This is a genomic window from Phyllobacterium sp. A18/5-2 (assembly GCF_025452215.1).
Taxonomy (GTDB): Bacteria; Pseudomonadota; Alphaproteobacteria; order Rhizobiales; family Rhizobiaceae; genus Phyllobacterium; species Phyllobacterium sophorae.
Window position 1 is genome coordinate 2,423,863 of sequence record NZ_CP104966.1, and the last position, 14,504, is coordinate 2,438,366.

General features: G+C 55.1%; 15 protein-coding genes and 1 pseudogene. 10 read left to right on the plus strand and 6 right to left on the minus strand.

The features are described 5' to 3' along the window. Positions 1-6 precede the first annotated feature (6 nt). The 9 genes and pseudogenes from N8E89_RS12020 (at position 7) to rnhA (ending at position 6,042) form a co-directional block, all read left to right on the plus strand. A complete protein-coding gene (locus tag N8E89_RS12020; RefSeq protein ID WP_106666415.1) occupies positions 7-636 on the plus strand; it encodes a cytochrome c oxidase assembly protein in 630 nt (209 codons plus the stop codon). Positions 637-693: 57 nt separating this feature from the next. Continuing rightward, positions 694-1,572: a cytochrome c oxidase subunit 3 gene (locus N8E89_RS12025; protein WP_106666416.1), complete on the plus strand. Its 879-nt coding sequence runs from the start codon at positions 694-696 to the stop codon at positions 1,570-1,572. 95 nt (positions 1,573-1,667) lie between these two features. Beyond that, positions 1,668-2,165 (plus strand): L,D-transpeptidase family protein, encoded by a 498-nt coding sequence (locus tag N8E89_RS12030; protein ID WP_262259982.1) that lies wholly within the window; start codon positions 1,668-1,670, stop codon positions 2,163-2,165. A 12-nt stretch (positions 2,166-2,177) separates the two neighbouring features. Continuing rightward, positions 2,178-2,573, plus strand: coding sequence for a DUF983 domain-containing protein (locus N8E89_RS12035; RefSeq protein WP_106666418.1), 396 nt, complete (start codon positions 2,178-2,180; stop codon positions 2,571-2,573). Beyond that, positions 2,566-3,198 (plus strand): annotated as a pseudogene (locus N8E89_RS12040) (SURF1 family protein); the annotation flags it as partial. The gene N8E89_RS12035 and the pseudogene N8E89_RS12040, both read left to right, overlap by 8 nt. A 213-nt stretch (positions 3,199-3,411) precedes the next feature. After that, a complete protein-coding gene (gene ispH / locus N8E89_RS12045; RefSeq protein WP_106666420.1) occupies positions 3,412-4,413 on the plus strand; it encodes a 4-hydroxy-3-methylbut-2-enyl diphosphate reductase in 1,002 nt (333 codons plus the stop codon). A 43-nt stretch (positions 4,414-4,456) separates the two neighbouring features. Beyond that, positions 4,457-4,609: a hypothetical protein gene (locus tag N8E89_RS12050; RefSeq protein WP_162707194.1), complete on the plus strand. Its 153-nt coding sequence runs from the start codon at positions 4,457-4,459 to the stop codon at positions 4,607-4,609. Then, the gene (locus N8E89_RS12055) at positions 4,610-5,590 is read left to right on the plus strand and encodes a homoserine kinase (RefSeq protein ID WP_106666421.1); all 981 of its coding nucleotides are present in this window, start codon (positions 4,610-4,612) and stop codon (positions 5,588-5,590) included. Beyond that, the gene (rnhA, locus tag N8E89_RS12060) at positions 5,587-6,042 is read left to right on the plus strand and encodes a ribonuclease HI (protein WP_106666422.1); all 456 of its coding nucleotides are present in this window, start codon (positions 5,587-5,589) and stop codon (positions 6,040-6,042) included. The genes N8E89_RS12055 and rnhA overlap by 4 nt, the downstream gene beginning before the upstream one ends. 44 nt (positions 6,043-6,086) lie before the next feature. Here rnhA and N8E89_RS12065 read toward each other — a convergent pair whose 3' ends face one another. Continuing rightward, positions 6,087-6,572, minus strand: a complete 486-nt coding sequence (locus tag N8E89_RS12065) for a peroxiredoxin (RefSeq protein WP_106666423.1) — start codon at positions 6,570-6,572, stop codon at positions 6,087-6,089. Positions 6,573-6,655: 83 nt separating this feature from the next. Next, complete coding sequence (locus tag N8E89_RS12070; protein WP_262259983.1) at positions 6,656-7,351, minus strand: protein-disulfide reductase DsbD domain-containing protein; 696 nt, start codon at positions 7,349-7,351, stop codon at positions 6,656-6,658. Positions 7,352-7,626: 275 nt separating this feature from the next. Between N8E89_RS12070 and N8E89_RS12075 the strand changes: the two genes are divergently transcribed. Beyond that, entirely contained in the window at positions 7,627-8,229 is a 603-nt protein-coding gene (locus tag N8E89_RS12075; protein ID WP_106666526.1) for a YqgE/AlgH family protein, read from the plus strand. Positions 8,230-8,243: 14 nt separating this feature from the next. Here N8E89_RS12075 and N8E89_RS12080 read toward each other — a convergent pair whose 3' ends face one another. Genes N8E89_RS12080 through thrC form a run of 4 tightly spaced genes read right to left on the minus strand, consistent with a single transcriptional unit; the run spans position 8,244 to position 14,467 of the window. After that, a complete protein-coding gene (locus N8E89_RS12080) occupies positions 8,244-11,120 on the minus strand; it encodes a putative bifunctional diguanylate cyclase/phosphodiesterase (RefSeq protein ID WP_410010373.1) in 2,877 nt (958 codons plus the stop codon). A gap of 43 nt (positions 11,121-11,163) precedes the next feature. After that, on the minus strand, positions 11,164-11,745 hold the full coding sequence (locus N8E89_RS12085) for a GNAT family N-acetyltransferase (RefSeq protein WP_106666425.1): 582 nt from the start codon (positions 11,743-11,745) through the stop codon (positions 11,164-11,166). An 18-nt stretch (positions 11,746-11,763) separates the two neighbouring features. Continuing rightward, positions 11,764-13,059 (minus strand): M16 family metallopeptidase, encoded by a 1,296-nt coding sequence (locus N8E89_RS12090; RefSeq protein WP_106666426.1) that lies wholly within the window; start codon positions 13,057-13,059, stop codon positions 11,764-11,766. Positions 13,060-13,069: 10 nt separating this feature from the next. Then, positions 13,070-14,467, minus strand: a complete 1,398-nt coding sequence (thrC, locus tag N8E89_RS12095; protein ID WP_262259988.1) for a threonine synthase — start codon at positions 14,465-14,467, stop codon at positions 13,070-13,072. Between the last annotated feature and the right edge of the window lie 37 nt (positions 14,468-14,504).

Consider the following 14,504-nt stretch of genomic DNA (forward strand, 5'->3'; position numbering starts at 1 on the left):
GGAGAAATGACTGACGATACGCATCAGATCACCGAGAACGCCGTGGTGCCGAAGCGCAAGGTTTCGGATCGCACCATAGCCATCTCGTGCCTCGCATTTTTCTTCGGCATGGTGGGAATGGCGTTCGCCGCCGTCCCCCTCTATGCGATGTTCTGTCAGGTGACCGGTTATGGCGGAACAACCCAGCGTGTCGAACAGATGTCAGACACGATCCTCGACAAGAAGATCACGGTCCGTTTTGATGCCAATACATCCGGGGGCTTACCTTGGCAGTTCGAGCCAGTCCAGCGCGATGTGACGATGAATATCGGCGAGACCAAGCTGATCAAGTACGAAGCCAGGAATATTGCCGAGAAGCCCACGGCCGGTCGTGCGGCCTTCAATGTGACGCCGCAGGCGGCAGGGGCGTATTTCAACAAGGTCGAGTGCTTCTGTTTTACCGATACGGTCCTGAAGCCCGGTGAGGACCTCGAAATGCCGGTGGTATTCTTCGTTGATCCGGATATCGTCAATGCGCCAGAATTGAAGGGCGTCAACACAATCACCCTGTCGTACACGTTCTTCCCAATCGCGATGCCAGCACCGCTTGCTGCCAGTACCGACGTGAAGAAGAACGGCACATCGGGACAGCTTTAAACTGCGCCGGCTGGAAAGCCGGTGTCTAAACCAATAACAGACCTTGCGGGGGTTAGAATGGCCGAAACGCACCAGAAGAACCACGATTATCACATCATTGATCCAAGCCCTTGGCCTTTCCTCGGGTCGGTTGGCGCATTTGTGCTTGCAATCGGCGGCATTGCCTTCATGCGCTATAACAGCGGTGGCGAGCTCGTGCTGTTCAATGCCAACCTCACCAGCCCCTGGATATTCGCGATCGGCTTGGTCATCATTCTCTACACGATGTATGGCTGGTGGTCGGACACGATCAAGGAAAGCAAGGAAGGCCATCACACTCGGGTCGTTTCGCTGCATCTGCGCTATGGCATGATCATGTTCATCGCCTCTGAGGTGATGTTCTTCGTTGCCTGGTTCTGGGCCTTTTTCGACGCCAGTTTGTTCCCGGGAGAAGTCGAGCAGGTTGCTCGTGCGGCATTTACCGGTGGAGTGTGGCCGCCAAAGGGGCTTGAGGTACTCGACCCGCTGCACCTGCCACTCTACAACACGATCATTCTGCTGCTCTCGGGCACAACCGTAACGTGGGCGCATCATGCGCTGCTGCACAACGATCGCAAGGGTCTCATCACGGGCCTCACGCTGACCGTTCTGCTCGGCATACTCTTCTCCTTCGTGCAGGGCTACGAGTATGTGCATGCGCCATTCGCGTTCAAGGATTCGATCTACGGCGCCACGTTCTTCATGGCGACGGGCTTCCACGGTTTCCACGTCATTATCGGCACGATCTTCCTGGCGGTATGCCTGCTACGCTCGATTCGTGGTGACTTTACACCGCAGAAGCATTTTGGCTTTGAAGCCGCGGCCTGGTACTGGCACTTTGTTGACGTTGTCTGGCTGTTCCTGTTCTTCTCGGTCTACGTATGGGCCTCATGGGGCGCCCCAATCGCCGTTGAGTAGCTGAACAGCGCAGAATTCCAAGAGGGCGGCCGCGGAATCACGGCCGCCCTCTTTTTTTGAGCACAATCCTGCGTAATCCATTGGCGATGAGCAAGTTGCCCGCTTTCCGTCCGTTTTTCCCTATTCTCATCACATCGTTTTTTGCGACAACTGTTCAGGCGGGAGAGCGTAAGGTCGATCTCGTACGGGTAGAGAAATCCGAGCGCCGGATGCAGCTTCTTTCCGGCGAAATGTTGATCAAGGAGTACAAAATTGCACTCGGTGCGCGGCCAATTGGCCATAAGCGCTGGGAGGGCGACGAGCGCACGCCAGAGGGACGCTATGTCCTCGATTGGCGCAATCCGAAAAGCATAGCGTACAAGTCGATCCATATTTCCTACCCGAACACCAAGGACACGGCTGCGGCAAAGCTCATGGGTGTTCCACCCGGCGGTGAAATCATGATCCACGGGGCAGCAAATGGTTACGGATGGTGGGGCTGGGTGCTTCAACTTATCGACTGGACAGATGGTTGCATTGCCGTCACTAATTACGAGATGGATGAAATCTGGACCCTCGTTCAAGATGGAACGCCAATCGAGATCAACCCCTGAGTGCATAAATAAATGAATGAAGATAATGCCCTGTATCCCCCGGTGGACCCATTCGCTGCGGGTGTGAAGGCGCGCTGTCCGCGTTGCGGACAGGGGAAATTATTTGACGGTTTCCTGAAACCTGCCGAACGATGCGCGAGCTGTGGGCTCGATTACTCCTTCATCGATACCGGCGAAGGTCCCGCGGTTCTGGTTATGCTATTGATCGGCTTCATTGTTGTCGGTCTTGCCCTCTGGATGGAAGTCACACTCGATCCACCACTATGGCTGCATTTCATCCTTTGGATTCCATTGGCGCTCGTACTTTGCCTGGCGGCCTTGCGCTGGATGAAGGGCTTGCTGATCGCGCTCCAATACAAACACAAGGCTGCTGAAGGACGGCTGGATCGAGCGACCGCACATGAATAATATCGTTACGCCGGCAAGGCACCAAGGGTTCCCATGGATTACGCTCATCCTTGGCGCGATTGTTTTTGCTATCCTGATCGTTCTCGGGACATGGCAGGTGGAGCGCCTGCACTGGAAGGAAGGCCTCCTGGCGGAGATCGAAGCCCGAACCCATGCGACGCCGGCTTCGCTGGCCGAGACGGAAAAAGTGTGGTCCGCCCAAAACGACGTTGATTACAGGCCCGTGACGGTCGCTGGACGTTTGCTCAATGACAGGGAACGGCATTACTTCGCCACCTATGAAGGCTTTTCCGGATTCTACATCTATACGCCGCTGTTGCTCGATGATGGACGCTCGGTTTTCATCAATCGCGGCTTCGTCCCCTATGACAAGAAAAATTCGGTAACACGGCCGGAGGGTGAAATCGAAAGACCCGTGACCATTACTGGCCTTGCCCGCAATCCGCTGGCCTCCAAACCGTCATCGATCGTGCCAGACAATGATCTCGTGACCAATACTTATTACTGGAAGGACTTGCCGGCGATGGCGCGGCAATCGGGCATCGCAGAAGACAAGCTCGTGCCGTTCTTTATAGATGCGGACAAAACAGCCAATCCCGGTGGCTTGCCGATTGGCGGCGTGACGATCATCGATCTGCCGAACAGCCACCTGCAATACGCAGTCACATGGTATGGTCTGGCCGCAACGCTGGTCGCAATTATGGGTATCTCGTTCTGGCGGCGATATAAGCTGACCGCGTCAAACGAACCGGAAGTCGTCAGATCCGACCGTACGGACTTGACTTCCCGCTTGCCGCCCAATTCCAAGAAACATTTCAATGCTGCGAGATACGATACGATGGCCGACAAGAAACCACTGACAATCCGCTTGTGCGGGCCGCGCGGATTTTGCGCCGGTGTGGATCGCGCCATTCAGATCGTTGTTCTGGCGCTGAAGAAATATGGAGCACCGGTCTATGTGCGCCATGAGATCGTTCACAATCGTTATGTGGTTGAGGGACTTCAGGCCCGAGGTGCAGTCTTCGTTGAAGAACTCGACGAAATTCCGGCAGAACATCGCAACCAGCCGGTGGTATTTTCCGCTCATGGGGTTCCGAAATCGGTTCCTGCCGATGCAGAGAACAAGAACCTTTTCTATCTCGACGCCACATGCCCTCTCGTGTCCAAAGTCCACAAGCAGGCGATGCGCCACCAGAGGCTTGGCCGCCACGTTATTCTCGTGGGTCATTCAGGCCATCCGGAAGTGATCGGCACCATGGGACAGTTGCCGGAGGGCGCGGTCACGCTCGTTGAAACCATCGAAGATGCCGAGGCTTATGTGCCGCAGGATCCGGATAATCTCGGCTTCGTCACGCAGACGACGCTCTCGGTGGATGACACTGCGGGGATCATCGCTACCCTGCAACGCCGCTTTCCTGCCCTCACGGCGCCCGCCGCCGAGTCCATCTGCTACGCCACCACAAACCGGCAAGATGCCGTGAAAGCAGCAGCACCGGGCTGTGATCTGTTCCTCGTTGTGGGGGCGCCGAATTCATCCAATTCCAAGCGATTGGTGGAAGTCGCGGAGCGTTCGGGTGCAGCGCAGTCGCTGCTGGTTCAGCGCGCTTCTGATATCGATTGGGACTTCATTGGTGACATTGCTGTGGTGGGACTGTCTGCGGGCGCGTCGGCTCCAGAGATCATTGTTGACGAAATCATCCAGTTCTTTTCGGAGCGCTATTCCGTGACCATCGACCTTGCCGAGACTACTATTGAGACAGAGAATTTCCACGTCATGCGTGATCTTCGTGATGTTGAATTGACAAGTGGCGACATGGCCTTCGTCAATGGAAGCCGATAAGGGCCCTTTCTGGCCCATCGGCCTATTCTGACGGAGGGATGTTGTGACAGGATCAAGCAAAGATGCGAAGACCCGCACTCTTCGTGCGGGCGAGTGGCTTCGTCCGATGAACGACATCGGCCTCACCTCCTTCCTGGTGGATTGTTTCGCCATCCGGGAAACAGAATACGGCCGATATGGCCGGGAAGGGCTCTGAATGGCTGTTTATACGGACATTAACGAGATCGATCTCGCGCATTTCCTCAAGGATTACGATATTGGCGAATTGCTATCGTATAAGGGCATCGCCGAGGGAGTAGAGAACTCCAACTATTTGCTTCACACAAGCACCGGATCATTCATCCTGACGCTCTATGAGAAGCGGGTAAACAGCAATGATCTGCCGTTCTTTCTTGGTCTTATGCGTCATTTGGCCGGGAAGGGGATCAGCTGCCCTCTGCCTGTCAGTCAGAAATCCGGTTCAAGCATTGGCGAACTTGCCGGACGTCCAGCTGCGATCGTGACCTTTCTTGAGGGCATGTGGATGCGCCGGCCGACAGTCCAGCATTGCTATGCTCTGGGCGAGGCTCTGGCGCGGATGCATGTCGCTGGGGAAGATTTCCCCATGCGGCGCCGAAACGCGCTCTCGGTCGAAGGCTGGCGGCCACTGTGGGAAAATTCGAAGGCTGGTGCAGATAGGGTCGAACCGGGTTTGGCAAGGGAAACCGAAGCGGATCTGGCTTTCTTTGAATCGCATTGGCCATCGCACCTGCCACACGGTGTCATCCATGCAGATCTGTTTCCGGATAATGTCTTCTTTCTCGGAAGCAGGCTTTCAGGGCTGATTGATTTCTATTTTGCTTGCACTGACCTGCTTGCCTACGACGTGGCGGTTTGTCTGAATGCCTGGTGCTTCGAGAAAGACCACTCCTTCAACCTCACCAAGGGTACAGCTTTGCTTCGCGGCTACATTTCCGTTCGCCCGCTATCGGCAGAGGAAGCGGACAATTTGCCTATTCTTGCACGCGGCTCGGCTTTGCGTTTCATGCTGACGCGGCTGTATGACTGGCTGCATACTCCCGAGGGTAGTCTTGTCGTTAAGAAGGACCCGATGGAATATGTCCGCCGGATGCGGTTTCACCGGCAGATCAAGTCGGCAGAAGAATATGGACTGATCCTGGAAAGTCAGCACTCGTGAAGGAAATTCAGGTTTTCACAGACGGCGCTTGTTCCGGCAATCCGGGTCCTGGCGGTTGGGGTGCAGTTCTGCGCTGGAACGGCAATGAAAAAGAACTTTCAGGCGGTGAGGCGGACACGACCAATAATCGCATGGAGTTGATGGCGGCGATTGCGGCTCTCAACGCTCTCAAGGAACCGTGCCAGGTCGATCTCTATACGGATTCCGTCTACGTCCGTGATGGCATTTCCGGCTGGATCGAAGGTTGGAAGCGCAACGGTTGGAAGACGGCCGCCAAGAAGCCGGTGAAGAATGCGGAACTTTGGCAGGCACTCGACGAGGCGCGAAAACGCCACAAGGTCATATGGCACTGGGTCAAGGGCCACGCCGGGCATCCTGAAAATGAGCGTGCTGACGAACTGGCTCGGACCGGCATGGCGCCGTTCAAGCGAAAATCATTCTCGCAAGGTTGAAAAAGGGCCGGGATTCCCGCCCTCTTTCTATGGAGATTTTTGTTTCAGAGTTGTTCAAGAATGGTCGCCGCGCTCGAGGTCACTGCCTGACCAGGCGACTCTTCGACGTTAAGCTGTTTTACGACACCGTCTTCAACCAGCATGGAATAGCGCTTGGAACGCACCCCCATGTTTCCGGCACCGAGGTCAATATCGAGACCAACAGCCTTGGTGAATGTAGCATTGCCATCGGAGAGATACTGAATCTTGCCCTCTCCGTTAGTTGCCTTTGCCCAAGCGCCCATGACATGCGGGTCATTGACAGCAACGACAACGATGGAATCGACGCCCTTTGCGAGAATGGCATCGCGGTTTTCAAGATAGCCGGGCAAATGGTTCATGCTGCAGGTTGGTGTGAACGCACCAGGAACGGCAAAGAGAACGACCTTCTTGCCTTTGAACAATGTGTCTGAGCGGACTTCACTGACGCCCTCATCGGATTTCGTCTTGAATGTGGCGTCTGGCAAACGCTCGCCTACCTTGATTGTCATGTATTGGCTCCTTGAGGGGAATTGAAGATTTGCAACCTATCGCAGATAAGATGACCTCTCTGAAAAGTCGAGGATTTTGATACTCATTCCTGCACGTCGATAGTTCCGGATACGGCCTTTTCGCCTTGCACCAGCGTGTAGTGCAATGGAACCAGTTTCTTGTCCTTGCCGGCGACGATCGGGATCGCGAACACGGCGCTGTTTGCTTCGCGGCTTTTTAGTTTTGACATGCCGAAAGTGATGCCCTCATCGCCCGCAACGAAAATGTCGGGTTCCGGATCACCAGAAGGAAGATCGACGGTTATGCGCACGCGATCATCCTTGCGAGCTGCGTTACGTGCTCCGAAGGAGGCGGAGGCTTCTCCCGGCAATTGCTCGAAGGCCTTGGCGACCTGTGTCTTTGTAAGTGGGTCGGAAGGTGTGTTGTCGATGGAGATGTCGAACTCTGCCGTGACAGGGATACAGATCGTCTCACAGATTCCAAGAAAAGCATGACCTTTCAGACGGGCAGGCTTGGCTGAATCGGCAAGGGTAATTGTCACGGGCAGTGCTATCGGCTTCTTGTAGCCAGCCCAATGAGTGTTGCCGTCGTCGAAACGGTGCGGCGCTGGAAACGAAAGCTTGTAGCCCTTGATGTTGCTGCTTTCGGTAAGTTCCAGCTCCGGAGGCACACCCGCATCGCCCGGCTCCCTCCAATAGGTTTTCCAGCCAGGGTCCAGATTGATTTGAATGGCGCCGCGAATTTCGGGCGTTCTCTGGACGGGATTGTCGATGATCAATCGGACGCTGCCACCCGGGGTTTTTGTCCAATTGGAATTCTCCGCATTCGCCGGAGCGGCAAAAACGATCGTCGCAATAAGGAAAAAGAAATTCTGTTCTCATCTTTTGACCATTGCAGGCCTTTTGGGCTCTATCAAGGATGACCCTGATTTGGCTCATCATTTCTGTGTGAGGCCGCTTGATGGACAAAAATTTTGGCCAGGATCCGATCGTCGTTTACAATTCGTTACCAGAAACCGTTGTCATTTGCGCAATCCTTGATACCTTTATTCTCATGGAAATTTTCAGAGACGCCAACAAAGAGACTGGTTTTCTGAATGGGCAGTTCCTTCTCGCCATGCCGGGAATGGAAGACAGCCGTTTTGCGCGTTCCGTTATTTATGTTTGCGCGCATTCTGAAAAAGGCGCGATGGGTCTCATCATCAACCGCGCACAGGAAATGGAATTTGCGGACATTCTTGTGCAGCTTGGCGTTCTCGATGAACAGCAGGCAATCATGATGCCCGATCGCACTCGCGATTTTCTGGTCCGCAATGGCGGGCCAGTCGAGATGCGGCGCGGCTTTGTCCTGCACTCCGATGACTATCTGACGGATTCGACGATGCCGGTGGCCGAGGAAATTTGTTTGACAGGAACGGTTGATATTCTACGCGCCATATCCGGCGGACGCGGTCCGCGCAAGGCGCTGATGACCTTGGGCTATTCCGGTTGGGCCTCAGGTCAACTCGAAACCGAGATTGCCAATAACGGCTGGCTTACCTGCCACGCGCCCCATGAAATGCTGTTCGATACGGATATCGAAAGCAAATATGATCGTATCCTCGCCTATATGGGTGTCGATCCATCGCGGCTGGCTACTGTCGCTGGTCACGCCTGATATCCTGATAACCGCTACGATGCTTTCGATTGCTGGAATTGCTCACGCAGCAGTTTCGTCGCAACGTCCAGTGTAAGGGGCGGGCTGAACATGAAGCTCTGTGCAAATTCGCAACCCATTTGGCGAAGTTGCAGTGCATCGCTCTCGTTTTCGATACCTTCCGTGACGACCGACAGGCCAAGATCATGCGCCATACTGATCATGGAACGGAGCAGCGTGACCTTTTGCGGTTGGTCCGCTTTCAGGAACGACCGATCAATCTTGATCATGTCGAACGGGAAGCTGGTCAGGTATGACAGCGAAGAGTAACCGGTACCAAAATCATCCAGGGAAACACCCACACCCATCGCCTTGATGCTGGACAGCACGTAAGCGGACCGCTCCGGATTTTCCATCATCAGCGATTCGGTGAGCTCGAGTTTCAGGCTGCCCGGTAAGATCTGCGTTTGCAGAAGCACAGATCGAACGTCGTCGATCAAGTCCTGCCGGATCAATTGGCTGCTTGAAATATTGACCGAGACGAAAAGTGGTGAGGCACCAAGATTGCGCTGCCAATTCACCATATCTTCCGCCGCCCTCTGCATGGCGAACAGACCGAGCTGGACGATGAGGCCCGAACTCTCCGCTATCGGAATAAACTCGGACGGCGGAATTGAGCCACGGCGCGGATGATCCCAACGCATCAGGGCCTCAAAACCGGCGATACTGTTGTCGTCGAGGCGAACGATCGGCTGATAAGCCATATGAATTTCGCGGCGTTCGAGCGCACGACGCAAATCGGACTCAAGCTGCAGTCTGTCGCTTCCAACCGCTCGGAACGCTGGGCGGAATGGTTCGATGCGGTCGCCGCCGAACCGCTTGGCCTGAAACATTGCTAGTTCGGCGTCTTTCACAAGATCTTCCGGCGAAGCGGCGCTACCACTTGTCCAGGTGATCAGACCGAGTGAAGCGGTCAGGACGATTTCCCGTTTGGCGAAAGCGATTGGTGCACGGATGGCCTGTTTGACCGCATCCGCAAAGGCGGCGATCTTGGCCGGTTCGCTTTCGGAAACGAGTATCAGCCCGAACTGGTCGGCAGAAAGCCGGCTGAGCGTATCTTGCGGCCGCAAAAGGCGGTGCAGACGCCGCGAGATCGTGAGAAGAAACGTGTCGCCTGCAGACATTCCCAAGCCGTCGTTGACCTGCTTGAACCGGTCGATGTCGATAATGAATACGGTAGGCCGGATCTTGCTCTCGGTCTGCGCCATAGTGATGACAGAGCCCAGCCGGTCGAGGAAAAGCTCGCGATTGGGCAGGCCGGTCAAATTATCATGAACCGCATCATGCAGCAGGCGCTCTTCCGCTTTTTTCTGCTCGGTTACATCGATGAGCGTGCCGACACAACGGACGATTTCACCATCCGACCCAATGACCGGACGAGCCTTCAGTGAATACCAATAGTAATGGCCATCATTGGCGCGCAGGCGGAACGTTTGAGAAATGCGGCCGCGCCGGTTCTCAAGAATGACGTCCAGCGTCGTGCGAAAACGGTCGCGGTCGTCGGCATGCAGTGTCGGCAGCCAGTTGCGAACAGCGCCGTGCAGAGAGTTCGCAGACGCGCCAAGGTAATTGGTGAGGTCAGGCGTGGTAACGACCCGATCACGCGGGACATCCCAATCCCAGACAATGTCGCCAGAGCCGATAATGGCCAGCGCTTGGCGTTCGACATCCGAGAATAATCCCTGCTGCAACGCGCCACCGGAAAATGCGTGTTGCATGACCGTGAAACCGATCAAGAGGACGATAAGAACGAGGCCGCCGGCGAGAGCAGGCTGAATGATATCGTTGGCCAGGAGGCCAGAAACTGTCAGCCAGCTACCCATGAGCCATACAAGTAAAAGGATCCAGGTGGGTATCAGCATGATAGCCCGGTCGTAGCTCCGGAACGAAAAGAAGCCGATCAGCACCGTGCCGGAAATGATGGTAAGTGCAAAAGAAAAACGGGCGATCCCGGCCGCAATCGGGGGATCAAAAATGGCAACCCCGGAGACAATGCCAAGACCGAGAATCCATGTCAGTGCGCCGTAGCTGAAATTGTCATGCCAACGGTTGAGATTGAGATAGGTGAAGAGAAAGATCACGAGTGTCGCAGCAAGTGCAACTTCAGTACCCGCTCGCCACATCTGCTCGTTGCCAGGCGTGATCTCGATGAGCTGGTTCCAAAAGCCAAAATCAACGCAGATATAAGCGAGAACAGCCCATGCCAGGGCTGCCGTTGCCGGGAAAAGCGACGTTCCCTTGACGACGAAAAGGATCGTCAGGAACAGGGCAAGCAGGCCCGCAATGCCCAGAAGGATGCCCCGATAAAGCGTATAGGAGTTGACCGTGTCCTTGTAGGCGTTCGGCTCCCACACATAGACTTGCGGAAGATTGGGCGAGGCGAGCTCGGCAACAAGTGTGATTACCGAGCCAGGATTGAGTGTGATCAGGAAGATATCCGCGTCTTCACTTGCCTGGCGGTCCAGCGCAAAACCCTCACTGGGCGTAATTGAGGTTATGCGGGTCGAACCCAGGTCCGGCCAGATGAAGCCCGATCCGACAAGGCGAAAATGTGGTGCGACGATCAGCCGGTCAATTTGCTCATCGGTTGGATTGGCGAGTGCGAACGCCGCCCAATCACCCGTCGCTCGCTTGTCATTGGCCGGGACCTCGATGCGGCGGACAATGCCATCCGTGCCAGGTGCGGTTGAAACCTGGAAGGTTTCACCCTGGTTTCTGTAGACTTCCACGGCTTTTGACAGGTCGAGTGCGGTACTTTCCTTGGTAATTTTGATCGTCTCGAAGGCGTTTGCCGTCGATTGCAGGGAAATCAGCAACAAGACGAGGACAAAAATCCGCGATAAGCCTCTCAGCATATGTCCAGTCAATGGTGCCACCGATACAACCTTTGCTTGATTAGCGCCGCACATCGTCTTCAATGAGGGAGAAGAGCAGATGATCTTGCCACATACCGTTTATCTTGAGGTAAGAGCGTAGCAGTCCTTCCCTCTGAAATCCGGCTTTTTCGAGAAGGCGGATCGATCTTTCATTGCTTGGAATACAGGCCGCTTCCAATCGGTGCAACCGTACCTTAGTGAAAGCATAGGGTATTAGCAGTCCGAGTGCCTCGTTCATATAACCCTGTCCCGCAAAGGGTTCTCCAATCCAGTAGCCGATCATGCCATTCTGGCCAACACCGCGCCTGATGTTCCCCAACGTTATTCCGCCGAGAAGGCGCGAATCCGAATTGCGAAAGAGAAAGAACGGATGGGCCGTACCGGACGCCATTTCTTCATCATAATGGCGAATTCTATGACGGAATGCACCACGTTCGAGATCGTCGGCCGCCCAAAGCGGCTCCCACGGTGTCAAGAATTCGCGGCTTTGAGCGCGAAGACCCGCCCAAGCCCGATAATCCGAAAATTGAGGAGGGCGCAGGTAGAGCCGCTCGCCCTGCAGGGGCGGCGACGCGCTTCTCAGGAATGGCAGGGCGATCATGGCTTTGTGTTGCCGCCGTCAGACCGCGATTTTTCGTGGACTGGACGTTGAAGCCGTCAGCCCATGACGGACATCGGCAAATTTCATTAACGAATCGACCGGACCAACCGCTGCAATTGTCGGCATGGTGTCAAGAAAAAGCCGCCCGGACAGATCGGTCAAACGCTCTATGGTGATCTTCGATAACCGCTCGACAAGCTCCTCGGTCGATACAGCGTGACCGTAGAGAAGCATCTGGCGGGCAATCTGCCCCGCTCTGCTGGCTGCGCTTTCATGCGACATCAACAGGCTGGCGCGATATTGCGCCCGTGCGCGATTCAACTCTTCCTGGCTGATTTTTCGAGCGGCTTCGTGCAACTCGTTGATGATGACCGGAACAAGTTTCTTAAGATGGTTGCGTCCGGTTGCGGCATGGATGCCGAAAATGCCGGTGTCCGAAAAACCCCAATGAAATGCGTAGACGGAATAGCAAAGGCCGCGTTTTTCGCGCACTTCTTGGAAAAGCCGGGAAGACATGCCGCCGCCAAGGATCATTGCCAGCAGCTGCGAGGCATAGAAGTCGCGCACGTGATAGGCGCGCCCTTCAAATCCGATGACGACTTGGGCATCCATCAGTTCGCGTTGTTCGCGGAAATCACCGCCGACATAGTGCGATATATCTGGCTCGGGTGCCGTTGATTTCGAGCGAAATGAGCCGAGACGTTTCTCCACTTCCCTTACGAAGTCATCGTGCTTCACACCGCCGGCCGCAACGACAACCATCCGCTCGGCGCTATACTGCTCGTCCATATAACGGCGTAGGTCTGCAGATGAGAAAGACTGGACAGTTTCGGGCGTTCCAAGAATGGTCCGGCCGATCGTCTGTTGCTGGAAGGCTGCTTCCGTAAACCGGTCAAAGACCACGTCGTCGGGCGTGTCGTGTGCTGCGCCGATCTCCTGCATGATGACGTTTTTTTCACGCTCAAGCTCTTCGGCATCAAACTTTGAACTTGTCATGATATCGGCGAGAATATCAATCGCCAGAGGCATGTCGTCGCGCAACACGCGGGCAAAATAAGACGTGGTTTCGACACTGGTGGCTGCATTGATCTCGCCGCCGACATCTTCGATGTCTGCTGCAATTTGCCAAGCAGACCGATTCTCGGTCCCCTTGAAAGCCATATGTTCGAGAAGATGGGCTATACCGTGCTGGTTGCTCGCCTCATTCCGTGACCCCGCCTTGACCCAGATGCCAAGGGCTACACTCTCCACATGCGGCATTGTCTCTGTCGCAATCGTCAGACCGTTGGAGAGGCGACTGATTTCAACGCCCATTCAATGCTCCTTACCTCGCCGCTCTTGAATGTCGGCTGATATACTCTTCCACATTTTTAAGGTCGTTGGGAAGTACCGTGTACTGTTCTTTTCTTTCCAGGAGGTCGCCAAGCCAAAGCGGGAGGTCCGGATGAATGCCGCTTGCCGCCTTTACTGCATCGGGAAATTTGGCCGGATGAGCCGTCGCAAGCACGACGCTTGCCGCTCCCGGGGAAATCTTTTCCCGGGCAACCTTCAGCCCGATGGCTGAATGCGGATCAAGCAAATAGCCCGACTGTTTCAGGACATCATTAATTGTGTCGGCCGTTTCCACTCTTGTTGAGCGTCCGGCGTCGAATTCAGCGCGGATTTTGGCAAGTGGCACGTCGGCGATCGTAAAACTGCCGGATTGCTTCAGACCGTCCATAAGACGGCGCACCGAGGCGGCGTCGCGTCCGTGCGCCTCAAACAGCAGGCGCTCGAAATTGGATGACACTTGAATATCCATGGACGGCGATGTCGTGTGCAATACACCGCGAGTCTCGTAGTTACCTGTCTCGATGGTGCGGGTCAAAATATCATTGTCATTGGTTGCAATGACCAGGCGGTCGATCGGAAGACCCATGCGTTTTGCAACATGGCCTGCAAAAATATCGCCAAAATTACCGGTGGGAACGGTGAACGATACGGGCCGATCGGGGCTGCCAAGCGCTACCGCTGAAGTGAAATAATAAACGATCTGCGGCATGATCCGTGCCCAATTGATCGAATTGACGCCGGAAAGCGAAAGTGAATCGCGAAATGCGAAATTGTTGAACATGCCTTTGACCAATGACTGGCAGTCGTCAAAGTTGCCTTCGATTGCCAGCGCTTGAACATTCCGGGCTGCCGAGGTGGTCATCTGCCGCTGTTGCACGGGCGATACACGATTGTGCGGAAACAGGATGAAAATATCGGTGCGGTCGCGATTTGCGAATGCTTCGATGGCAGCGCCACCAGTGTCGCCGGATGTGGCACCGACAATCGTCGCGCGCTCATTTCGCTTTGTCAGGATGTAGTCCATCAATCGCGCCAGAAGCTGCATCGCCACGTCCTTGAACGCGAGCGTCGGGCCATGGAAGAGCTCCAGGACGAACTCATTGTGCCCGGTCTGAACAAGAGGACAGACAGCCTCATGGCGGAATGTGCTGTAGGCATCGTGCACCATCCGCTCGAAATCCGCCTGGTCGATGTCGCCGGCAATGAATGGTGTCAGCACACGAATGGCGACCTCAGGGTAGGTCTTGCCGCGCAAGGAGCGGATATCACTGGCGGAAAACTGTGGAAATTCCTGCGGAAGATACAAGCCGCCGTCACGCGCAAGGCCAGCCAGAAGCGCATCCGAAAAGCCCAAAACAGGGGCTTCACCGCGGGTACTAACATATTTCATTTCATTTGCCCTTCTGTACCTTGCCTTCGAACGCAAT